The organism is Kribbella sp. NPDC003557 (genome assembly GCF_040610805.1).
Lineage (GTDB): Bacteria > Actinomycetota > Actinomycetes > Propionibacteriales > Kribbellaceae > Kribbella.
Window position 1 is genome coordinate 571,642 of the sequence record NZ_JBEXMY010000006.1, and the last position, 21,193, is coordinate 592,834.

Consider the following 21,193-nt stretch of genomic DNA (forward strand, 5'->3'; position numbering starts at 1 on the left):
TCACCCCGGCGGCTGGTCGTCGAGGCCGGCGACGGCCAGGCTGGTCAGCAGCCGGTCGAGCGTGATCACACCGGTCAGCACGCCGTCGGCGCCGACCACCGCGACCAGCGGGCTGCGTCCGCGGGCCATCAGCGCCGCGATCTCCAGGAGCGTCGCGTCCGCGGTCACGGTCAGCGGACGGGCGACAGGTCGCGGCAGGCAGTCGCCGACCGCCAGGCCGCCGAGCTCCCGCCAGAACGCGTCCGCCGACGACTCGTCGACGGCGCGGGACAGCATCGGGTCGTCCTGGTACGCCGCCGGAATGCTCAGCCTCAGCACCTGCGAACCGGGCAGCACCGCGAGCGGCCGGCGGTGCTCGTCGACGACCACCAGGCCGGGCATCCGCCCGACCGCCATCAGCTGCACCGCCTTGACCACGGGATCGAGCACCGTGACCGTCGGCAGGCCGATCGCTATGTCGACGGCCCGCATCGCCGCACCCTGCCCGACCGCACCGACTCCACCGACCGCACCGACCGCACCGACCGCACCGACACTGCTCACCCTGACCTCCCTGACCGCCTCGGGAACGGCGGCCTCACTCGGAAATCAGTCTTGTTGGGCGATCAGGACGCAACCATGGGGTCTACACCCCAACTTGTCAGATAACGCGCGGTACGGCGGCCGGCCTGTCCGCGCGGGCCACGCGGCCGTGACGCACAGCGCCGCCGAGGTCGGCAGCGCCGTCCAGACGGCGATCGGCAAGGAGATCGAGTCGCTCACCGGCACGGTTCCGGTGGTCCGGGTCCGGATCGTCGAGATCGGCCTCGAGCCTCAGCACCTGTGAGCCGGCGACTCAGGCTCTGTCGGCCGAAAGCTCTTCGGCGATCCGGTCACCGATGACGAGGCAGGCGGTCGCGGCCGGCGACGGCGCATTGAGCACGTGCAGCGCGCGGCCGTCGCGGAGGAACAGGAAGTCGTCGACGAGCTTGCCGTCCCGGGTCACGGCCTGCGCGCGGACACCGGCCCCGGACCGCCGGACGTCGGCGACCCGGAGCTCGGGCAGCATCCGCCGCGCCTCGCGGACCAGCGCGCGGCCGGTGAGCGAGCGGAAGATCTCCTTCGCGCCGGTGCGGGCGTAGCGGCGGGCGAGCTTCCAGGACCCGCGGTACGTCGCCGACTCCCAGACGTCGCGCATCACGATCCGCGACCACGAGTAGCCCTCGCGGGACAAGGCGGGGACGGCGTTCGGGCCGACGTGGACGCTGCCGTCGATACCGCGGGTCAGGTGGACGCCGAGGAACGGCAGGTCGGGGTCGGGCACCGGGTAGACGAGCCCCTTCACCAGGTGCTCCCGGCCGGGGACGAGCTCGCTGAACTCGCCGCGGAACGGCAGGATGCGCACGCCGGGTTCGAGGCCCGAGGCCCGCGCGAGCCGATCGCTGTGCAGCCCCGCGCACACCGCCACGCGATCGGCCTCGATCACGTCGTCCGTCGTCCGGACGCGCACCACGGACCCCGCGTTCTCGACCGCCGTCACAGACACACCAGTCCGGATCTCGCCGCCCGCTGCCCGTACGTCGTCGGCGAGCGCGGCCGCTACGAGCCTGAAGTCCACCCGGCCGGTGGAGTCGACCGCGAGCGCGCCCTTCACCCGCAGATGCGGCTCCCGCTCGGCGACCTCATCCAGCGTCAGGCGACGGACCGGGACGCCGTTCTCGCGGCCGATCCCGAGCAGGCGGTCGAGCTGCGGCAGCTCGGTCTCGGTCGTCGCCACGACGAGTTTGCCCGGTACGTCGAGCGGGATGCCCTTCTCCGCGCAGTACTCCCGCAGCGCCGCACCGCCGGCCACCGCGAACCGCGCCTTGAGCGAGCCCGGCCGGTAGTACAGCCCTGAGTGCACCACGCCCGAGTTGTGGCCGGTCTGGTGCGCCCCGACCGCCTGCTCCTTCTCCAGCACGATCACGGGCGTGCCGGGGTCGAGCCGCTGCAGGCTCCGCGCCACAGCCAGCCCCACGATCCCGCCACCGACCACCACCGCAGATCTCGTCACCTCTGAAAAGAGCCGCGAGCGCGGTCAGAAATACAGCCACTCCCGCAGCGCGGTGGCCAGCGCGACCGGGGCGTCGTACTGCATCAGGTGGCCGGCGTCCGGCACTTCGGCGTACGAGGCGCCCGGGATCAGGCTCGCCAGCCGCCGCCCGGTCTCCGGTGGGATCCAGGCGTCGTCGGCGCCCCACAGCACCTTCACCGGCAGCGAGAGCTCGCCGAGCGTGCGCTCGTTCTCAGCCAGGAAGTCCTCGTCGTACTGCGCGATCTGCCGGTAGAACGCGGGCTGACCCGCCTCGGTGCGCCACGGCGCGACCAGTTCAGCCAGCTCGTCGTCCCGCAACCCGCGATGACTCGCCGCGCTCACGTAGGCCCGAAGGACGGCCTCGTGGATGTACGGCGGCAACGCGTCGAGCGTCGTTGGATACCGCTTCACGAACTGGAAGAAGGCCGAGCCGCTGGGCGGGATCGCCACCACGTCGACCAGCATCAACGACGCGTACGCCGCTTTCTCGGCCAGCGTGGCGCGCAGCGAGACCGCGCCGCCGAAGTCATGCGCGACGACGTGCGGATGCTCCAGCCCCCAGTGCGCCAGCAACGCCGCGAACGCCTTCGCCTGTGCCCCGAAGTCGACCGCGTGGTCCGCATCCTTGGACGATTCGCCGTACCCGGGCATGTCCCACAGGTGCACCGTGAAGTCCGCACTCAGCGCGTCGGCGTACCGCGACCAGACACGCGAAGAGAACGGCGTCCCGTGGCAGAACACGACCGGCGGACCGCTGCCGGCCCGGCCCCACGCGATCGATCGGCCTTCCCAGTCGAACCGCTCGTTGACATCCATACGCCACCCTAACCATTGGCATGGTTCACAATGGTTAGCCGGTGCGGGCGATCTGTTCCTGGATCCGGAACTCGAGACCGTCGGCGACCGCCAGGTACACGTCCTGGTCGACGAGGTTGCCGTCGAGACGCAGCAGGCCGCGGGGGCTGTCGTAGAAGTGGCCGCTCGGCAGCGCGGCCGATATCGCGATCGAGCCGCTGACCTCGCCGAGCCGGGCGAGGAACCGGATCGCCTCGAAGCAGGACTCGCCGACCGCGTTCAGCGCGGGCGCGAAGGGCCCGAAGCGGGCGTAGTAGTCGCGGGCGAACTCGCTGCTCTCGACGGTCGTCAGCTTGTCGAAGTACGCCGCGGCCGCGTACACGCCGTGATTCGCGGCCGGGCCGGCGCCGAGCAGGGTGTTCTCCTCGATCGCAGGGCTGAGCCGGAGCAGCCGCTCACTGAGTCCGCCGGCCGCGAACTGGCGGTTGAAATGCACCGCGTCCTGCCCCATCAGCAGCATGATCACACCGTCGGCGCCGGTCGCCCGCAGCCCGTCGATCACCTGCCGGAAGTCCGACGTACCGAGCGGGACGTACTCGGCGTGCACGATCTCGGATCCGGTGCCCTGCAAGGCCTCCTGCGCCACCGAGCCGGTCACCCGGGGATAGACGTAGTCGTTGCCGACGACAACCCAGCGCCGGGCACCGTGGTGCTCGCGCAGCCAGTGCGCCGCCGGGAGCAACTGGTTGACCGGGCGCTCGCCGAGCATGAACACGCCGGGCGTGTCGTCGCCGCCCTCGTGCATCGCCGCGAACGCGTACACGACCCGCCCACCGATCCGCCGGGTGAGCGCGACCCGGACGGCCGAGATGTGCCAGCCCGCCACGGCCTCGACCCGGCCCGCGTCGACCAGCCGGCCCACGTCCTCGGCGACCACCTCGGGCGACCGGCCGGCATCGACGTGCACGAGCTCGACCGGGCGGCCGGCGATCCCGTTCCGCGCGTTCAGCTGCTCCACCGCGAGCTGCCCGCAGGCGAGACAGGACGGTCCGTAGATCCCGGTCGGCCCCTGCATCGGCACCACGAAGGCGATCGGCAGCACGTCGGTCCGCCGCACGGTCACCTCCTCCGGTCCCGGCCAGTCTGTCCGACAATGCGGTGGAGCCGCGAGCTACCGGTTATATTTCCCAGCACCTGAACCGAGGAGGTGTGGCGTGCTGCTGTTGCTGAAGCGGATGGAGCGGCAGTTCGAGCTGGGTCTGCAGCCGCTGCTCGGCGAGTTCGGGCTGACCATCGAGCAGTGGCGGGTCATGGCCGCGCTCCGCGAGGAGCCCGGACAGTCGATGTCCGTGCTCGCACAGTCTGCCGTACTGCCGGCTGCCAGCCTCACTCGGCACGTCGACAAGCTGGTCGAACGCGGCCTGGTCCTGCGCCGCGTCCACGCCAGTGACAAGCGGCGGGTCATCATCGCGCTCTCCCCCGTCGGCGGCACGGTCGCCGAGCGTCTCGCCGAGGCCCAGCGCGGGCTCGAGACGATGATTTCAAAGTATTTCCAGATGGAAATACAGGAACGTAGCAGCTCGGCAACACGCAGGTAACACGGCGTTCCTAGGTTCCTTCCATTCGGGTGCATCCCCCGCCGGCAGCGTCGCCGGTCCGCCGGAGCACCGCTCGCCCGAAGGTGCCGCAGGAGTTCCGCCCATGACTGTTGAACCCTCGCTCGACAACCGCACCACCACCGACACCACCACCAACTCCCCCGTCCCGACGACCGCGACCCGCGAGACGCTCGAGGACTACACGCTGCGGTTCGCGCCGCGCAGCTACCGGAAGTGGTCGACCGGCGTGGTCGCCGTCTCGGCGCTCGGCGGGATCGCCTACCTCGCCGACTTCGCGATCGGCGCGAACATCGGGATCTCGTACGGGACCACCAACGCGCTGTGGGGGATCGCGATCTTCGCGGTGGTGATCTTCGCGACCGGCCTGCCGCTCGCCTATTACGCCGCGCGCTACAACATCGACCTCGACCTGATCACCCGCGGCAGCGGCTTCGGGTACTACGGCTCGGTCGTCACCAACGTGATCTTCGCGTCGTTCACGTTCATCTTCTTCGCGCTCGAAGGCTCGATCATGGCGCAGGGCCTGAACCTCGGGCTGCACGTGCCGCTCTGGCTCGGGTACGCCGTGTCGACGCTGGTGATCTTCCCGCTCGTCATCTACGGCATGAAGGTGCTGTCCACGCTGCAGGTGTGGACGACGCCGCTGTGGCTGATCCTGATGGTGCTGCCGTTCGGTTATCTGCTCGTGTCGCACCCGTCGTCGGTCGCGACATTCTTCGACTACGGCCCGGACGCCGACTTCGGCTCGATGCTGCTGGCCGCCGGCGTGTGCCTGTCGCTGATCGCGCAGATCGCCGAGCAGATCGACTACCTGCGCTTCATGCCGCCGAAGACCCCGGAGAACTCGCGCCGGTGGTGGACCGCGATGCTGCTGGCCGGACCGGGCTGGGTCATCTTCGGCGCCCTGAAGCAGGTCATCGGCCTGTTCCTGGCCGTCTACCTGATCGCGAACGTCGCCGACTCGTCCGCGATCGCGAACCAGCCCGTGCACCAGTTCCTGGAGATCTACCGCGGGTTCCTGCCCGGATGGCTGGCGATGACGCTGGCCGTCGTCCTGGTCGTCATCAGCCAGGTGAAGATCAACGTGACGAACGCGTACTCCGGGTCGCTCGCGTGGACGAACTCGTACACCCGGCTGACCAGGCACTACCCCGGCCGGCTGGTGTTCCTCGGGTTCAACCTGGTGATCGCGCTGGTGCTGATGGAGGCGAACATGTTCGACTTCCTCAACACCATTCTCGGGTTCTACGCGAACTGCGGGATGGCGTGGATCGTGGTCGTTGCCTCCGACATCGTCTTCAACAAGTACCTGCTGGGCCTGTCCCCGAAGGCTCCCGAGTTCCGGCGCGGGATGCTGTACGCCGTGAACCCGGTCGGCTTCGTGTCGATGGCACTGGCCGCCGGCGTGTCGATCCTGGTGTTCTTCGGCGGGCTCGGCGCGGGCATCAAGCCGTACTCGCCGCTGGTCGCGATCGGCATGGCTCTCGTCCTGCCGCCGCTGCTGGCCGTGATCACCCGCGGCAAGTACTACCTGCGGCGGACCGACGACGGGCTGGACCTGCCGATGTACGACGAGCACGGCAACCCGTCCGGCGAGGTGCTGACCTGCCACGTGTGCCGGCAGCAGTACGAGCGCCCGGACATGACCGCCTGCGCCACCCACGACGCCGCGGTGTGTTCGCTGTGCCTGAGCACGGACAAGGTCGCCGACCACGTCCTACCGTTGCCGGCATGAACTTCACCCCCGCCGACGTCGAGAAGCTGCTGCTCTCCGTGGCCGGCATGGTCGCCCGCGACCGGCTGGCCCGGGGAGTGCTGCTCAACCACCCCGAGGCCGTCGCGCTGCTCAGCACCTGGGTCATCGAACGGGCCCGCGAAGGCGCCCGCGTCGCCGACCTGATGGAGTCCGGCCGCACGGTCCTCACCCGTGACCAGGTGATGCCCGGCGTCGCCGAACTCCTGCACGACGTCCAGGTCGAGGCGACCTTCCCCGACGGCCGCAAGCTCGTCACCATCCACCACCCGATCATCTGAGGAGACCCATGGATGCTCCAGGAGCAATGCGTGTGCGGCCGGGAACCATTCAGCTGAACGCGGATCGCCCGGCCGACGAGCGTTCGCGACTGGTGATCGTGAACACCGGCGACCGGCCGATCCAGATCGGGTCGCACCTGCATCTGCCCGACGCCAACAGCGCGCTGTCGTTCGACCGCGACGCCGCCCGGGGATTCCGGCTGGACATCCCGTCCGGTACGTCGCAGCGGTTCGAGCCCGGCGCCTCCCGCGAGGTCGCGCTGGTGGCGCTCCGCGGGAACCGCCGCGTACCGGGAATCCAGCTGAAACCGGACGGGGGCGAGGTGGATCGTGGTTGAGATCTCGCGGGCCGCGTACGCCGCCTTGTACGGGCCGACCGTCGGGGATCAGGTGCGGCTCGCGGACACCGACCTGTGGGTCGAGGTCGAGCAGGACCTCACCGTCGGCGGGGAGGAGGTGATCTTCGGCGGCGGCAAGTCGATCCGGGAGTCGATGGCGCAAGGGACGACGACGCGCGCGGAAGGCGCGCCCGACACCGTGATCACCAACGTGCTGGTCGTGGACTGGTGGGGCATCGTCCGCGCCGACGTCGGCCTGCGCGACGGCCGGATCGTCGCGCTCGGCCGGGCTGGCAACCCGGACATCGCCGACGGCGTGGATCCCGGCCTGCGGATCGGGCCGTCGACCGACGTGATCGCCGGTGAGGGACGGATCCTGACCGCCGGCGCGATCGACTCGCACGTCCACCTGCTGTCCCCCTCCCAGTTGCACGAAGCGCTGGCCACCGGGATCACCACGATCGTCGGCGGCGGGACCGGTCCGAGCGAGGGCTCGAAGGCCACCACGGTCACGCCCGGCGCGTGGCACCTCGAGCAACTGCATCGCGCGCTGGACGCCATACCGCTCAACATCCTGCTGCTCGGCAAGGGGAACACGATCAGCGCCGAGGCCCTCGCCGAGCAGGCGCTGGCCGGCGCCGCCGGGTACAAGGTGCACGAGGACTGGGGATCGACGCCGGCCGCGATCGACGCCGCCCTGCGCGCCGCGGACGACTGGGGCCTGCAGGTCGCGCTGCACGCCGACAGCCTGAACGAGGCCGGGTACGTCGAGTCGACGCTCGGCGCGATCGCCGGGCGGTCGATCCACGCGTTCCACGTCGAGGGCGCGGGCGGCGGGCACGCCCCTGACATCCTGTCGATCGCGTCGTACCCGCACGTCATCCCGGGCTCGACGAACCCGACGCTGCCGCACACCGTGAACACCGTCGCCGAGCACCTCGACATGCTGATGGTCTGCCACCACCTCAGCCCCGACGTCCCCGAGGACCTGGCGTTCGCCGAGTCCCGGATCCGGGCCACCACGATCGCGGCCGAGGACATCCTGCACGACCTCGGCGCGCTCTCGGTGACCTCGTCCGACGCGCAGGCGATGGGCCGGATCGGCGAGGTGATCACCCGGACCTGGCAGGTCGCGCACGTGATGAAGCACCGCCGCGGCCCACTGACGGGCGGCCTTCCGGCCGACAACGAGCGGGTCCGCCGGTACGTCGCGAAGTACACGATCAACCCGGCGATCGCGCACGGCATCGACCACGTCGTCGGCTCGGTCGAAACCGGCAAGCTCGCCGACCTCACCCTCTGGGACCCGCGGTACTTCGGGGTACGGCCGAGCCTGGTGATCAAGGGCGGCGCGATCGCCTGGGCCGCGCTCGGCGACCCGAACGCGTCGATCCCGACACCGCAGCCCGTGCTGATGCGGCCCGCGTTCGGTGACGCGATCGGTGCGGATCTCTCGTACACATTCGTGTCCCCGGCCGCGCTCGAGGACGGACTGGCCGAGCGGCTCCGGTTGCGCCGGGAGCTTCTCGGCGTCCGGCCGACGCGCGACGTCACGAAGGCGGACCTGAAGAACAACGACGCGCTGCCGGCGATCGACATCGACCCGGAGACGTTCGCGATCAAGGTCGACGGCGAGCTGGTCGAGCCGGCGCCGGCCTCGGTGCTCCCGCTCGCCCAGCTGTACGCGATGTTCTGATGGGCACGTTCTGATGGGCACATTTTGATGGGCACGTTCTGATGGGCACAGCTGAGCTGGTCGCGCTGATGCTCGCCGACGGCCGCCTTCCGACCGGCGGCCACACCCAGTCGGCCGGGCTGGAGCCCGCCGTCCGCGCGGGCCTGGGTGCCGACGGCAAGCAACTCGGCGACGTCGCGACCTACGCCCGCGACCGCCTCCGCACCGTCACCCGGATCGAGGCCGCAGTGGCCGTGGTCACCCGCCACCTCGCCCTCCAATCTGCAACACCTGACTCGCCGAGTCGTGTGCATAGGTCCTTCCCCGATTCGCCGAGTCGTGAAGAACGGCACCAAATGTTCAGCCACCCTCCACGAGTCGACGAACAAACCGTTGGGCGGGAGTGGGTCAGGGCGGTCCAGGCGGCTGGAGGTGGGCCGCCGCGTGGCGGTGGGGGTGTGTGGGTTGGGGTGATTGAGCAGGCTTGGGCGGCCCGGGTGCCTAGTCAGGTGGCGCGGGGGGTGGCGCGGCGGCAGGGGCGCTTGTTGTTGCGGTTGGCTCGGCGGGTCTGGCCTGGGGTGGGGGCGTATCTGCCCGCGGACGGTGAGATCGCGCGGCCCGTGGTGCTCGGGGTGGTCGGGGCGGTGACCGGGCTGTCCGCGGAGCAGTTGGCGCGGATCGTCGCGTACGAGGACGCGCAGACGGTGATGTCGGCGTCGCTGAAGCTGCTGCCCGTGGATCCGGCCGACGCGGCGACCTGGCTGGCCGGTCTGCACGACGACATCGAGCGGCTCGTCAAGGACGTCGCACCGCTCACCGACCCGGACTCCGTACCCGCCGGCGGCGCACCCCTGATCGACGTGTTCGCACACAACCATGCCATCGAGAGAATGAGGTTGTTCCATGCCTGACCTGCCTGACCTGCGTGAGACGCGTTCCTTCCGGCTCGGTGTCGCCGGCCCGGTCGGCACCGGGAAGAGCTCGCTGATCGCGACCGTCTGCCGCGAGTTGTCCGCCGAGCTCCGGCTCGGCGTCATCACCAACGACATCTACACCGACGAGGACGCCCGGATGCTCAAGGCGGCCGGCGTCCTCGACCCGGAACGGATCCGCGCCGTCGAGACCGGCGCCTGCCCGCACACCGCGATCCGCGACGACGTCACCCCGAACCTGATCGCCGTCGAGGACCTCGAACGCGACTTCGCCCCGCTCGACGTCGTCCTGGTCGAGTCCGGCGGCGACAACCTCACCGCGACGTTCTCCCCCGCACTCGTCGACGCGCAGATCTTCGTGCTCGACGTGGCCGGCGGTGGCGACGTGGCCCGCAAGGGCGGCCCCGGGATTGCGCGTGCCGACCTGCTGATCGTGAACAAGACCGACCTCGCGCCGTACGTCGGGGTCGACGTCGACCGGATGGTGAAGGACGCCGAGCACGCCCGCGGCGGGAAGCCCGTCATCGCGCTGTCCCGCACCGACGCGGCCTCGGTCGCCCGCCTGAAGGAGTGGGTGCGCGTGATGGCGTCCGCCGTACGCACCGGCGACCACACGCCCGTCGACCCCGGCCCGATGGCCCCGCACTCGCACGTCGGGGACAACGGCGAAGTCGTCACCCATGTCCACGCGCATTGAGGTCGTCGCCGACCCGGTGCGCGATCGCTGCCTGCTGACGACGGATCACCTGTCACCACGGCGACTCCCGGGCTCGGCCGGCGTGGTGCGGGTCGCGCTCGTCGCGGCCGGCGCGCTGCTGCTCGCCGGGGACGACGTACGGATCGAGATCGCGGTCTCCGGCGCCGTCCGGCTGGAGATCGTGGAGACCGCCGGAACCGTTGCCTATGGCATGCGTGGTGGCTCGGCGCGGTGGGACGTCGACATCCGGCTGACCGACGGGGCCGGCCTGCAGTGGTACGCCGAACCGTTCGTCGTCTCAGCCGGAGCCGACGTCACCCGTACGACGACCGCACACCTCGACGACGGCTGCACGGCGCACCTGCGCGAGTCGCTCGTCCTCGGCCGGCACGGCGAGACCGGCGGCACCTTGCGTACCTCGACCCGTGCCTGGCTCGCCGACGAGCTGCTCCTTGCCGAGGACCTCGACCTCGCACCGGAGGCCCGCACGGGCTGGGCGGTCATGGGCACGAATCGTTGCCTCGACACCGTGACCGCTCTCGGCTTCCGCCTCCCCGAAGCGCCGCAGACACTGCAGCTCGAACGCCCCGGCTCGATCGCCCGGCAACTGATGCACGAGCAGCACCTGAGCACGCTGATGAGCTAGTCCGGCAGATCCAGGTGCTCGGCGTGGAACAACGCCTGATCGAGCAGGCGCTTCACGTGGTGGTCGGCCGCCGAGTAGTAGACGAACGTGCCTTCGCGACGTCCCTTGACCAGGCCGGCCAGGCGGAGCTTCGCCAGGTGCTGGCTGACCGCGGTCGGCGCGGCGCCCGCCAGCTCGGCGAGACGTTGCACAGCTACGCCGACGCGTTCACCGCGATCCCGCTGGCGATCGCGTTCCTGGTCGGCCGGCGGGTCGCGACCCGTTCGTACACCTATGGATTCGGGCGCGCGGAGGACCTGGCCGGTGTCGTCGTGGTGCTCCTGATCGCGGCCTCGGCGGTGTACGCCGGGTACGAGGCGATCTGACGGTTCGTGCATCCCGCCGATGTCCGCCACGTCGGCGTACTGGCCGTCGCCGGCGTCGTCGGGTTCGCCGGCAACGAGCTCGTCGCGCAGTACCGGATCCGCACCGGGCGCCGGATCGGGTCGGCCGCGCTGGTCGCGGACGGGCTGCACGCCCGCACCGACGGGTACACCAGCCTCGCGGTCGTGCTCAGCGCCGCCGGCGCCTGGCTCGGCTTCCCGCTCGCCGACCCGATCATCGGCCTGGCGATCACGGTCGCCATCCTCTTCGTCCTGCGGGACGCGGCCCGCGAGGTGTACGGCCGCCTCATGGACGCGGTCGACCCGGCCCTCGTCGACCGGACCGAGGCGCTCGTCCGCGCCGTTCCCGGCGTACTGGACGTGACCGGCATCCACCTCCGCTGGCTCGGCCACACGCTCCGCGCCGAGGCCCGCATCACCGTTCACTCCAAGACGCCGCTCATCGACGCCCACCACCTCAGCCACCAGGTGGAGCGCGCCCTGATCGACGCAGTACCCCACCTGACGGCTGCGACCATCCATACCGAGCCGCTGCCCGACGACGCGTCCCCGGCCCACGACCTCGTCACCCGCTGAGGACTCCGGCGCCGCTAGAGGAAGGTGGACAGGAGCAGGGTCAACGCCAGGCCCATGACCGAGATGATGGTCTCCATCACCGACCAGGTCTTGATGGTCTCGCCGACGGTCATGCCGAAGTACTCCTTGACCAGCCAGAATCCGGCGTCGTTGACGTGGGAGAAGAACAGCGAGCCGGCGCCGATCGCCAGCACCACCAGGGCGAGGTGCGTCGTGCTCTCGCCGGTCGCCAGCGGTGCGACGATACCGGCCGCGGTCACGGTCGCGACGGTCGCGGAGCCGGTCGCCAGCCGGATCAGGACCGCGACGATCCAGCCGAGCAGCAGGGCGGACAGGTTGGCCGCGATCGCGATCTTGGCGATCGCCGTGCCGGTGCCGCCGTCCACCAGGACCTGCTTGAAGCCGCCGCCGGCGCCGACGATCAGCATCACGCCGGAGATCGGGAGCAGGCTCGTGCCGATCTTGCGGCTCAGCTCCGGGACGCCGAAGCCGACCGCGGTGCCGAAGGTGTACATCGCGAGCAGGACGGCGATCAGCAGCGCCACCACCGGATCGCCGATGAACTGCAGGGTCGGGTAGAGCGGGTTGTCCTTGCTCATCCACACGTCGGACGCGGCCTTGAGCAGCATCAGCGCCACCGGGAACAGGACCGTCACGATCGTCGCGGTGAAGCTCGGCGTCCGCGTCCGCACCGAGCCGGCCGGCGCGCCGTCCCCGTCCACGACCGACGCCCCGGACGAGCCGGACGACCCGGGCAACGCGGAGGACTCGGAGGACCCGGAGGACATGGTGGAGCCGGAGGACATGGTGGAGCCGGAGGACATGGTGGTGGGTCCGCCCGGGTGGACCTCGGCCTGCTGGTGGCCGGCGCCGACCTCGAGGGCCGCGCCGGCGGCGCCGATCGGCACCCACTGGGCCGCCAGGCGCCCGAACAGCGGCCCCGCGACGACCACCGTCGGGATCGCGACCAGCAGACCCAGCGCCAGCGTGATGCCGACGTTGCCGCCGAGGACGCCGATCGCGGCCAGCGGTCCCGGGTGCGGCGGCACGAAACCGTGCAGGACGGACAGACCCGCGAGTGCCGGGATCCCGAGCAGCATGGCGCGGGCGCCGGTCCGCCGGACGGCGAGGACCACGACGGGGATGAGCAGGACCAGCCCGATCTCGAAGAACATCGGGATCCCGATGATGAAGGCGATCAGCGCCATCTTCCACGGCAGCCCGCCGGCCCGGCCGCGCAGCAGCGTGTCGACCACCTGATCGGCCCCGCCGGAGTCGGCGAGCAGCTTGCCGACCATCGCGCCGAGGGCGATCAGCACGCCGACGTACCCGAGGACGCTGCCGACGCCGTTCTCGTACGACTTCGTGACCGCGCCCGCGGCGATCCCGGACCCGAGGCCGACGAACAGCGCGCCGATCGTGAGCGCCAGGAACGCGTGCACCTTGAGCGCGACGATCAGCAGCACGATGAGCGCGATCCCCAGCGCGGCAACGACCAGCACCCGGGTGTCGTGACCGTTCCAGGGCGCGTTGACGTCCGCGTCAGCCACCAGTGGAAGCCCGACTTCGTAAGCGATACCCATACCTTCACCGCTCCCTTCCGTGACCCCGCCCTTCCGCAGTGTCCCACCGGGCCTCGCGCCACACGGGCCGACGCGCGATTCGTGGTCGCCGAACCTCCCGGCCGACGAGCTCTTGCGGGAATGTTATCGATCACTTACGGTCTGGGTGATCGATAACACGGCACCGCGACCCCGCTCGCGGAGCAGCTGATCGCTGTCAGACCTCCCCCGCCCAGTGAGGACCTGCTGTCATGCCTCGAACCGTGTCGTTCCGTCTGCTCCTCGCCGGCCTGGTGGCGGCGCTGATCGCCGGCGTCGGACTGCCGCCGGTCGGCGCCGCGCCCCCGCGGAGCACCTCGACCAATCCGCTGATGAGTGACATCGTCCAGGCGTTCTCCGACGTCGGGCTGATCCGCGCCAAGGACGGCGCCTGGTACTCCTACGCCACCAACACCAGCCTGACCCGCGAGAACGCGGACAACGGCGGCCCGCAGCACCTGATCCCCATGGTGCGTTCCTTCGACCTCGTGCACTGGGAGTTCCTCGGCGACGCATTCAGCGCCGCGAACCATCCCGAGTGGGCGCCCTGGCCGCAGAAGGGGTACTGGGCGCCGGACGTCCGGTACGTCGACGGCCAGTACTACATGTACTACTCGGCCCCGAGCTCCACGCCGCTCGGCGCCGCGATCGGCCTCGCGATCTCCGACTCACCGGCCGGCCCCTGGAAGGACATCGGCCATCCCGTCGTGGACTTCGTCGCCGACAGCGAGGTGATGGAGATCGACCCGATGATGTTCATCGACGACGACGGCACGAAGTACCTGTACTACGGCTCGTTCCGCCGCGGCGGTCTGCACGTCGTCCGGCTGTCGCCCGACGGCCGCAGTACGATCGGTACGTCGCAGCAGGTCGTCGCCGGTGAGCGCGGCGAAGGCACCTGGGTGACGAAGCGCGGCCCCTGGTACTACCTGTTCTACTCCGGCTACGGCTGCTGCATCGGCAACGTCGGCGGCGGAGGTTACCCGGTGCTCGTCGGTCGCTCGACCTCGCCGACCGGCCCGTTCGTGGACGAGAACGGCGTATCGCTCACCGCCGATCGCCCCGGCGGCACGATCGTGAACTCGTTCAACGGGAACTCGCTGTCCGCCACCGGGCACAACGCGGTCACGGTGGACCGCTCCGGGCAGCAGTGGAACCTGGTCAACTCCGACATCCGTGCCGACCACACCTGGGGCGGCCGGCCGCAGTCCATGGACCGCCTCGACTGGATCGACGGCTGGCCGACGGTCCGCGCCGGCCTGTGGACCTCCGACCAACCCCAGCCGGCACCCGCCGCTGCGCCGACCATCGGCAGCGCCTTCAACTCCACCTCCTTGTCCGACTGGCGTGCGCTCAGCGGCGAGTGGACGGTCGGCCAGGACGCATCGAGCGGAGGGTACGCCGCATCCGCCGATGCCTCGTCGCTCCTGGTGAGCCGTGCCGGCGGTCCGGCCGACTACCGTGTCGAAGGCGACCTCCGGACGTCGACCGGCCGGGCGGGACTCGTCTTCGCGTACCACTCGCCGCGCAACTACTCCGTCGCCTGGCTCGACCCGGCCCGCGGCTCGCTCCGCGTCGAGCAGCGCGTCGGCGGGAGGCTGGTCAGCACCTCGGAAACCAGGCTCTACCAGGGCTTCCGGTACGACACCTGGCACTCCGTGAGTGTCGAGGTCCGCGGCGACCGCGCCAACGTCCAGGTCGCCCCCGCGCTCGGCGACAACGCGCTGGGCGAACTGGACGTGCGACTCGCGAGCGGGCTCGCCGGCCCCGCCCAGATCGGTCTGGCAGGTCCGGCCCAGGGCGACAACCTCGCGATGACAAAGCTCTACGAGCCTGTCACGCACAAGGTCGCCGACCCGCGGGTCGGCAAGCTTCTCCCCGGCTTCAGCGACGAGTTCGACCACGCAGACTCGCACTGGCAATGGACCGGCGCGAACCAGGGCCGCCTCGAGAACGGTCAGCTCGTCTGGGACACCCAGGCCAACGACCTCAGCAAGGAGGACAACCTCGCCACCGTGCTCCTGCGCGACGCACCGCAAGGTGACTACACCGTCGAGACGCGCCTGTCGCTGCCGTTCGCGGGCAGCACCGGCAACGCCCGCGCCGGCCTGATCGCTTGGGCATCGCGGACCCAATCCCTGCAGCTCGCACCGACACGCACCGGCGCCGTCCAGCAGGCCTTCCTGTGGCCCGGAGCGGACGCGACCCCTTGGGCGGAGGCGATCCAGCTCGGTCCGAGCGCCGACACCCTGTGGTTGAGGTTGCGCCACACCACGCAGCCTGACACCGGGGAGCACCTGTTCCAGGCCGCGACGAGCCTGGACGGCCGGCACTGGCAGTGGGGCAGCTATTGGTATCTGCCCGCTGACGCCGGACCGCTGAAGCTCGGTCTCATCTCGATGGGCGGCACCGGCACGACGGCCCGGTTCGACTACGTGCGGACGTACCAGTCATGACGAGGGAGCAGCCGATGACGATCACCCGCCGCACTCTGCTGGCCGCCGGTGCGGCCGGTGCGCTGGCCGCCAGTCTCCTGCCGGGCGCCGCGTTCGCCGTACCGGCCGACGAAGACGGCTACGACCTCTGGCTGCGCTACCGGCTGGTCGACGACAGCGCCCTGTTGTCGCGCTACCGCGCCGCGTTCACGCATGTCGTTGTGCTCGGCAACCACGCCGTACTGCGATCCGCCGGTGCCGAGCTGGCCCGGGGACTGTCCGGCCTGCTCGGGCGATCGATACCGGTGCGCGACCAGATCGGCAGGGGCGCGGTCGTCGTGGGGACCGGTGCGGACAGTGCCCTCGGCGCGGAGGGGTTCACGATCAAGCGGCGCGCGGATCGGCTCGACATCACCGCGGCCGGCGAGCGTGGAGCGCTGTACGGCGCGTTCCGGTTCCTGCAGCAGCTGCAACGTCGCCGGCCGCTCGACCGGCTGGACCTCACCGATCGGCCCGCGGCCCCGCTGCGCATGCTCAACCACTGGGACAACCTGAACGGCAGCATCGAACGCGGGTACGCCGGCAAGTCGATCTTCGCCTGGGACGAACTCCCCGGGCTCCGCGAGCGGTACGTCGACTACGCCCGGATCCTCGCGTCCGTCGGGATCAACCACACCGTCGTCAACAACGTCAACGCCAGCGCAGAGTTCCTCCGCTCCGAGCGGTTGCCGGGCCTGGCGGCGCTGGCCGGCGTACTGCGGTCGTGGGGGGTGCGGCTGTGGCTGTCGGCCAACTACGCCGCACCGATCACGCTGACCAAGGACCAGCCGTCGCCCATCACCGTGGCCGATCCGCTCGACGCGCGGGTCCAGCAGTGGTGGCAGGACAAGATCGACGAGATCTACCGGCTGATCCCGGACTTCGGCGGGTTCCTGGTGAAGGCGAACTCCGAGGGGCAGCCGGGGCCTCTGGACTACGGGCGGACGCATGCCGAAGGCGCCAACATGCTCGCCGACCGCCTGGCTCCGTACGACGGGAAGCTCGTGTGGCGGTCCTTCGTGCACGAAGGGTTCGACGACTGGGCGGAGTACCAGTACCGGGTCTTCCATCCGCTCGACGGGCAGTTCCATGGCAACGCGGTCGTCCAGACGAAGAACGGACCGATCGACTTCCAGGTCCGGGAGCCGGTGAACCCGTTGTTCGGCGGGTTGCCGCGGACGAACCAGATGATCGAACTGCAGGTGACGCAGGAGTACACGGGCCACTCGACGCATCTGTGCTACCTGGTGCCGGAGTGGAAGTCGATCCTGGGCTTCGACACGCGCACCGGCAAGGCGTCCACCGTCGCGGACATCGTGACCGGCGTCGCGTACGACCAGGAGAACGTCGGTCTGGCCGGCGTGGTCAATCTGGGCGACGACCGGGACTGGACCGGCTACCAGCTCGGCGCGGCGAACACGCACGGGTTCGCCCGGCTGGCGTGGAACCCGCGACTGTCCGCGGACGAGATCGTGTCCGAGTGGATCGAGCTCACGTTCGGCGCCGACGCGCAGCTCAAGTCAGTGCTGAAGGCCATCATGTTGCAGTCGTGGCAGACGTACGAGAGCTACACGTCGCCGCTCGGCATGGGCTATCTGACGTATCCGCTCGGCTCGCACTTCGCGCCGGCGCCGACGACCACGCAGAACCTGTCGCACCACACCACCGCCGAAGGCACCGGATTCGACCGGACCGCGGCGACCGGCAGCGGATTCACCGGGCTGTACACGCAGCACTGGCAGGACGTCTACGGTTCGCTGGAGAACTGCCCGGACGAGCTGCTGCTGTTCATGCACTGGGCGCCGTACACGCATCAGCTGCATTCGGGGAAGACCGTCATCCAGCACATCTACGACAGTCACTTCGACGGCTACGAGCGGGCCGTGGCGTTCCGCCGGGCGTGGGGCCGGTTGGCGGGACAGGTGGACCGGGCGCGGTACGACGACATCGCCGCCTCGTTCGACGCGCAGGTGATCGAGGCGGAGCGCTGGCGGGACACGATCGTCTCGTACTTCTACGGCTACTCGCGGATCGTGTCGGGCGGGCCGGGATGGTTGCAGCTCGCCTATCCGAACGGGCAACTCCTGATCGGCGGGCGGGCGAACAGTCTCGCGGTCGAGGTCACCAACGCGACGAGCACGGCGCGGTCGTTCGAGGCGACTGTGCACCCGGTGGACCCGGGGTGGCAGGGCGATACGGCGAGTGCGACGGTCGGATCGGGTGCAGCCGCAACGGTCGTCCTGCCGGTGACACCGCCGTTGATCGCGGATCACGTCGACCTGTCGATCGACATCACACCGGCGCAGACGGCGTTGAGTTCGCGGCACCAGACCTTCGTCGTCACGCCGGACGCCGCGCAGTGCCATCTCGCGCTGGACATCGGGACCGCCGACAGCCCGCTGGTGACGGGCTACGCGCGGGTCTCCCCCAGCAGCACCTGGAACACGACTCTCGGCTACGGATGGGTCGGCACGGCACCGCAGGGACGCGATCGCGGCAGCACCTGGGACGCGCTTCGCCGGGACTTCTGCGGTGACTACCCGGCGCGCACGCTACGGATCACGTTGCCGCCCGGCCCGGTCCGTCTGTCGGCACTCGTCGGCGACGGCGGTCCGGACTGTCCCCCGACGATCATCGCCGAAGGCAACAAAGTGCTCGCCACGTCCACCGACCTGCCCGGCGGCATCTTCACCTGGCTGCACGCCGACCTCGACGGCGGACCCACGGGCCGCACCGCCGACCTGGTCCTCGACAGCGAGCCGGACCGGTTCTGGCACCTCGGCGCCCTCGTCCTCACCTGACCATGCCACTGGCGGGTTGTTTCACCGATAGCCCGCTGCAACCCGTCAGCGGTGAAACAACCCGCCGGCCGCTGTCAGCTCCGGCGGGGCCCGCTCCGGGGTGCGGCCGTGGTTTCCCGGAAGACGATCTCGGTCGGGGCCGCGGCCAGCGGGGGCGGTTCGGGTTCGTTGCGGATGGCTGCGATCAGGCGGCGCATGCCGTGCCGGCCGGAGGTTTCGCGGTCGACGCGGACCGTGGACAACGCGGGAGTCCCGTACCGAACGAGGGTCAGGTCGTCCCATCCGGTGACGCTCAGGTCGTCCGGCACGCGCCAGCCGCGCTCGAACGCCGCGCGCAGCACGCCGGCCGCGATGTGATCGCTCGCCGCGACGACGGCCGTCACGGGCGTGTCGTCGGGCAGCGACCGCACCGCGCCGGCCCCGGTTTCCGGATGCCACGGGCCGTCGTACACGCCGTGTGAGCGCAGACCGAGCCGCTCACACGCCTTCAAGTACCCGGACTTGCGCAGCTGCGCCGACTTCCAGTCCTGCGGCCCCGCGGCGTGGAAGAAGTCGCGGTGCCCGAGCCCGGCGAGCCGCTCCAGGATCTCGTCCATCGTCGCCTCGTCCGCCGCGACCGCCTCGACGGCATGCAGCCGATGGTCGAACTCGGCGGTCTGGACGACGACGCCCGCGCTGTTCGTGTTCACCGTCAGCGGCGTCACCGACAGCACGCCGTCGACCTGCCCGCGGCCCAGGATCTCGTCGGCGAGCCGGCTCAGCGCGGCCGGATCCTCGTCGACGCCGATCACGATCTCCACCTGGTACCCGAGCCGCTGCGCCTCCTCGCACGCCGCGGCGACGGTCCGCTCCGGCCCGGTCCACCCCGGCAGAATGATTGCGACCACCCCGGTGCTGCGCGTGCGCATCGCCCGCGCCATCAGGTTCGGCCGGTAGCCCAGCTCGTCGATCGCGGCCTTGATCCGTACGAGGGTGTCCGCGCGCACGGTCGGATCCGACCGCAAGTACCGCGAGACCGTCTGATGCGAGACCCCCGCCAGCGCGGCCACGTCATACATGGTCGGCCGCCGCTGCACACTCATACCGCCACGATACTTGGATCAGTCGGGGTCGACGGACAGCAACCGGTCGAGTACTTCGCTTGCCTCGTCGTAGCCGGCGTCGGCGATGCGTTGGAGTTCACGGAGGTCGCGGGCGGCTGCGGCGCGGCGGGTCAGGAGTTCGCCCGCGTGCAGGCAGCCCTCGTCGAGCAGGTCACTCAGCTCTTGTACGTCGCCGCGCTCCTCGGCCAGGTCCGCCAGCCGGTCCAGGGCGCGCTCGTTGCCCTCGTCGGCCAGTGCGCGGAGGGTCTCCCGATCGAAGCTCGTCATACCGGCATCGTGCGACATTGCCCCAGGGGAAGGGTCAAGCTGGTGTCGTGATCACCATCGGCCAGCTGGCACAGTACGTCGGTGTCTCGACGAAGACGATCCGGGTCTACCACGCCAAGGGCCTGCTCCCGGAGCCGCCGCGCGACGAGTCCGGTTACCGCCGGTACTCCGCGCAGGACCTCGTCGAGCTCGTCAAGATCCGTACCCTGGCCGAGGCCGGCCTGCCGCTCGCGACCATCGCGCGGCTGTCCACCGGGTCACCGGCCGAGCTCGAGGCAGCAGCCGCCGCGGCGGAGGCCGAGCTGACCGCACGCATCGAACGATTGACCGCCACCCGGACGCGCCTGCAGCACCTTGCCGCCGGCAACAGCCCGTTCCTGCCCCCCGAGGTCGAGCAGCACCTCCTCCGGCTGCACGACCTCGGCTTCTCCGACCGCTGGATCGCACTGGAGCGGGACCTGTGGATCCTCACGTTCGCCACGTATCCGGACACGGCCCGCCGCTACTTCATCGACCAGTCCCAAGCCCAGAACGACCCGGAACTACGCCGCCTCTACCTCGAGTACGACCGCGCCCACGACCTGGACCCCGCAGACCCGGCCCTCGCCGACCTGGCCCACCGAATCGTCACCGCGTCCCTCGACCGCTACCCCGCCGCCGACCTCACCGAGTCTCCCGCCGAGCTGGCAGCCCTCCCCGAACTCGTCCAATCCTCCATCAACGAGTCGTCACCGGCCTGGCAACACCTCGACACCCTCATCCGTGAAGGCCTACGAACCCGCGGGTGAGACTCAGCCGACGTACACCCACGACCGGCTCGAGCGCCTGGGCTCGGCGCGACGGAGGACCTCCCGAGTGACCGGCTCGTCGCCCTCGCCGAGATCAGGCAGCGCGTCCATGGCTACGGACAGACGAGCTCGAGTGGGTCAGCGCCGAACCTGGGGCGGCAACGCCGGAACGAGGGCAGGCGTCCTGCTCGGCACACAGGCCCGCGGTTTCCGCCCGCGCGGCAGCGCGAACTCGCGGGCGGCAGCCCGCAGGCCCGGCGGTAGCCGGAAACCGGCGGCGCCAGCCCGCAACCCCCGGCGGAAGCCGGAAACCCGCGGCGCCAGCCCGCAACCCCCGGCGGAAGCCGGAAACCCGCGGCGCCAGCCCGCAACCCCCGGCGGAAGCCGGAAACCCGCGGCGCCAGCCCGCAA

20 protein-coding genes and 1 pseudogene are annotated in these 21,193 nt (G+C 70.5%); 13 read left to right on the forward strand and 8 right to left on the reverse strand.

What is annotated here, in order from left to right:
- Positions 1-543 carry a CBS domain-containing protein gene (locus tag ABZW60_RS27415; protein ID WP_355481489.1) on the reverse strand — a complete coding sequence of 181 codons (543 nt, stop codon included), beginning with the start codon at positions 541-543 and terminating at the stop codon, positions 1-3.
- A gap of 94 nt (positions 544-637) precedes the next feature.
- On the opposite strand from ABZW60_RS27415, the gene ABZW60_RS27420 reads away from it, so the two are divergent.
- Entirely contained in the window at positions 638-826 is a 189-nt protein-coding gene (locus ABZW60_RS27420) for a hypothetical protein (protein ID WP_355481491.1), read from the forward strand.
- A gap of 9 nt (positions 827-835) precedes the next feature.
- Here ABZW60_RS27420 and lhgO read toward each other — a convergent pair whose 3' ends face one another.
- From lhgO to ABZW60_RS27435, 3 genes are read right to left on the reverse strand one after another with little or no spacing between them, the layout of a single operon-like run.
- Positions 836-2,032 carry an L-2-hydroxyglutarate oxidase gene (gene lhgO / locus ABZW60_RS27425; RefSeq protein WP_355481493.1) on the reverse strand — a complete coding sequence of 399 codons (1,197 nt, stop codon included), beginning with the start codon at positions 2,030-2,032 and terminating at the stop codon, positions 836-838.
- Positions 2,033-2,056: 24 nt separating this feature from the next.
- Positions 2,057-2,869, reverse strand: coding sequence for an alpha/beta hydrolase (locus tag ABZW60_RS27430; RefSeq protein ID WP_355481495.1), 813 nt, complete (start codon positions 2,867-2,869; stop codon positions 2,057-2,059).
- 34 nt (positions 2,870-2,903) lie between these two features.
- Positions 2,904-3,965 carry a substrate-binding domain-containing protein gene (locus tag ABZW60_RS27435; protein WP_355481497.1) on the reverse strand — a complete coding sequence of 354 codons (1,062 nt, stop codon included), beginning with the start codon at positions 3,963-3,965 and terminating at the stop codon, positions 2,904-2,906.
- Positions 3,966-4,062: 97 nt separating this feature from the next.
- Between ABZW60_RS27435 and ABZW60_RS27440 the strand changes: the two genes are divergently transcribed.
- The 8 genes from ABZW60_RS27440 (at position 4,063) to ABZW60_RS27475 (ending at position 10,789) form a co-directional block, all read left to right on the forward strand.
- Complete coding sequence (locus ABZW60_RS27440; RefSeq protein ID WP_355481499.1) at positions 4,063-4,446, forward strand: MarR family transcriptional regulator; 384 nt, start codon at positions 4,063-4,065, stop codon at positions 4,444-4,446.
- 103 nt (positions 4,447-4,549) lie between these two features.
- Positions 4,550-6,202: a hypothetical protein gene (locus ABZW60_RS27445; RefSeq protein WP_355481501.1), complete on the forward strand. Its 1,653-nt coding sequence runs from the start codon at positions 4,550-4,552 to the stop codon at positions 6,200-6,202.
- Positions 6,199-6,501 (forward strand): urease subunit gamma, encoded by a 303-nt coding sequence (locus ABZW60_RS27450; protein ID WP_355481503.1) that lies wholly within the window; start codon positions 6,199-6,201, stop codon positions 6,499-6,501. Before ABZW60_RS27445 ends, ABZW60_RS27450 begins: the two co-directional genes overlap by 4 nt.
- A gap of 8 nt (positions 6,502-6,509) precedes the next feature.
- Positions 6,510-6,839: an urease subunit beta gene (ureB, locus tag ABZW60_RS27455; protein ID WP_355481505.1), complete on the forward strand. Its 330-nt coding sequence runs from the start codon at positions 6,510-6,512 to the stop codon at positions 6,837-6,839.
- Entirely contained in the window at positions 6,832-8,535 is a 1,704-nt protein-coding gene (locus ABZW60_RS27460; RefSeq protein ID WP_355481507.1) for an urease subunit alpha, read from the forward strand. Before ureB ends, ABZW60_RS27460 begins: the two co-directional genes overlap by 8 nt.
- 335 nt (positions 8,536-8,870) lie before the next feature.
- Complete coding sequence (locus tag ABZW60_RS27465; RefSeq protein WP_355481811.1) at positions 8,871-9,425, forward strand: urease accessory UreF family protein; 555 nt, start codon at positions 8,871-8,873, stop codon at positions 9,423-9,425.
- Positions 9,418-10,143, forward strand: a complete 726-nt coding sequence (gene ureG / locus ABZW60_RS27470) for an urease accessory protein UreG (RefSeq protein ID WP_355481509.1) — start codon at positions 9,418-9,420, stop codon at positions 10,141-10,143. Before ABZW60_RS27465 ends, ureG begins: the two co-directional genes overlap by 8 nt.
- Positions 10,127-10,789, forward strand: coding sequence for an urease accessory protein UreD (locus ABZW60_RS27475; protein WP_355481511.1), 663 nt, complete (start codon positions 10,127-10,129; stop codon positions 10,787-10,789). The genes ureG and ABZW60_RS27475 overlap by 17 nt, the downstream gene beginning before the upstream one ends.
- On the opposite strand, the gene ABZW60_RS27480 is transcribed toward ABZW60_RS27475, so the two are convergent.
- Positions 10,786-10,980, reverse strand: coding sequence for a metalloregulator ArsR/SmtB family transcription factor (locus ABZW60_RS27480; protein WP_355481816.1), 195 nt, complete (start codon positions 10,978-10,980; stop codon positions 10,786-10,788). The two genes, ABZW60_RS27475 and ABZW60_RS27480, sit on opposite strands and share 4 nt — an antisense overlap.
- Between ABZW60_RS27480 and ABZW60_RS27485 the strand changes: the two are divergent.
- Positions 10,927-11,748 (forward strand): annotated as a pseudogene (locus ABZW60_RS27485) (cation diffusion facilitator family transporter). The gene ABZW60_RS27480 and the pseudogene ABZW60_RS27485 sit on opposite strands and share 54 nt — an antisense overlap.
- Positions 11,749-11,762: 14 nt before the next feature.
- On the opposite strand, the gene ABZW60_RS27490 reads toward ABZW60_RS27485, so the two are convergent.
- The gene (locus ABZW60_RS27490) at positions 11,763-13,331 is read right to left on the reverse strand and encodes a gluconate transporter (protein ID WP_355481513.1); all 1,569 of its coding nucleotides are present in this window, start codon (positions 13,329-13,331) and stop codon (positions 11,763-11,765) included.
- Positions 13,332-13,561: 230 nt separating this feature from the next.
- On the opposite strand from ABZW60_RS27490, the gene ABZW60_RS27495 reads away from it, so the two are divergent.
- Together ABZW60_RS27495 and ABZW60_RS27500 are read left to right on the forward strand one after the other, a co-directional pair.
- Complete coding sequence (locus ABZW60_RS27495; RefSeq protein WP_355481515.1) at positions 13,562-15,805, forward strand: family 43 glycosylhydrolase; 2,244 nt, start codon at positions 13,562-13,564, stop codon at positions 15,803-15,805.
- Between the two features lie 14 nt (positions 15,806-15,819).
- The gene (locus ABZW60_RS27500; RefSeq protein WP_355481516.1) at positions 15,820-18,624 is read left to right on the forward strand and encodes an alpha-glucuronidase family glycosyl hydrolase; all 2,805 of its coding nucleotides are present in this window, start codon (positions 15,820-15,822) and stop codon (positions 18,622-18,624) included.
- A 74-nt stretch (positions 18,625-18,698) separates the two neighbouring features.
- Here the strand turns inward: ABZW60_RS27500 and ABZW60_RS27505 are convergent, their stop codons facing one another.
- On the reverse strand, positions 18,699-19,706 hold the full coding sequence (locus ABZW60_RS27505) for a LacI family DNA-binding transcriptional regulator (protein WP_355481518.1): 1,008 nt from the start codon (positions 19,704-19,706) through the stop codon (positions 18,699-18,701).
- An 18-nt stretch (positions 19,707-19,724) separates the two neighbouring features.
- On the reverse strand, positions 19,725-19,994 hold the full coding sequence (locus ABZW60_RS27510; RefSeq protein WP_355481520.1) for a hypothetical protein: 270 nt from the start codon (positions 19,992-19,994) through the stop codon (positions 19,725-19,727).
- A 47-nt stretch (positions 19,995-20,041) separates the two neighbouring features.
- On the opposite strand from ABZW60_RS27510, the gene ABZW60_RS27515 reads away from it, so the two are divergent.
- Positions 20,042-20,782, forward strand: coding sequence for a MerR family transcriptional regulator (locus ABZW60_RS27515; RefSeq protein ID WP_355481522.1), 741 nt, complete (start codon positions 20,042-20,044; stop codon positions 20,780-20,782).
- The last annotated feature ends 411 nt before the right edge of the window (positions 20,783-21,193 follow it).

Coding starts and splice junctions, on each gene's coding strand:
- ABZW60_RS27445 (WP_355481501.1), top strand. CDS start 4,550: ATGACTGTTGAACCCTCGCTCGACAACCGCACCACCACCGACACCACC.
- ABZW60_RS27450 (WP_355481503.1), top strand. CDS start 6,199: ATGAACTTCACCCCCGCCGACGTCGAGAAGCTGCTGCTCTCCGTGGCC.
- ABZW60_RS27475 (WP_355481511.1), top strand. CDS start 10,127: ATGTCCACGCGCATTGAGGTCGTCGCCGACCCGGTGCGCGATCGCTGC.
- ABZW60_RS27490 (WP_355481513.1), bottom strand. CDS start 13,331: ATGGGTATCGCTTACGAAGTCGGGCTTCCACTGGTGGCTGACGCGGAC.
- ureG (WP_355481509.1), top strand. CDS start 9,418: ATGCCTGACCTGCCTGACCTGCGTGAGACGCGTTCCTTCCGGCTCGGT.
- ureB (WP_355481505.1), top strand. CDS start 6,510: ATGGATGCTCCAGGAGCAATGCGTGTGCGGCCGGGAACCATTCAGCTG.
- ABZW60_RS27510 (WP_355481520.1), bottom strand. CDS start 19,994: ATGACGAGCTTCGATCGGGAGACCCTCCGCGCACTGGCCGACGAGGGC.
- ABZW60_RS27500 (WP_355481516.1), top strand. CDS start 15,820: ATGACGATCACCCGCCGCACTCTGCTGGCCGCCGGTGCGGCCGGTGCG.
- ABZW60_RS27505 (WP_355481518.1), bottom strand. CDS start 19,706: ATGAGTGTGCAGCGGCGGCCGACCATGTATGACGTGGCCGCGCTGGCG.
- ABZW60_RS27495 (WP_355481515.1), top strand. CDS start 13,562: ATGCCTCGAACCGTGTCGTTCCGTCTGCTCCTCGCCGGCCTGGTGGCG.
- ABZW60_RS27465 (WP_355481811.1), top strand. CDS start 8,871: ATGTTCAGCCACCCTCCACGAGTCGACGAACAAACCGTTGGGCGGGAG.
- ABZW60_RS27430 (WP_355481495.1), bottom strand. CDS start 2,869: ATGGATGTCAACGAGCGGTTCGACTGGGAAGGCCGATCGATCGCGTGG.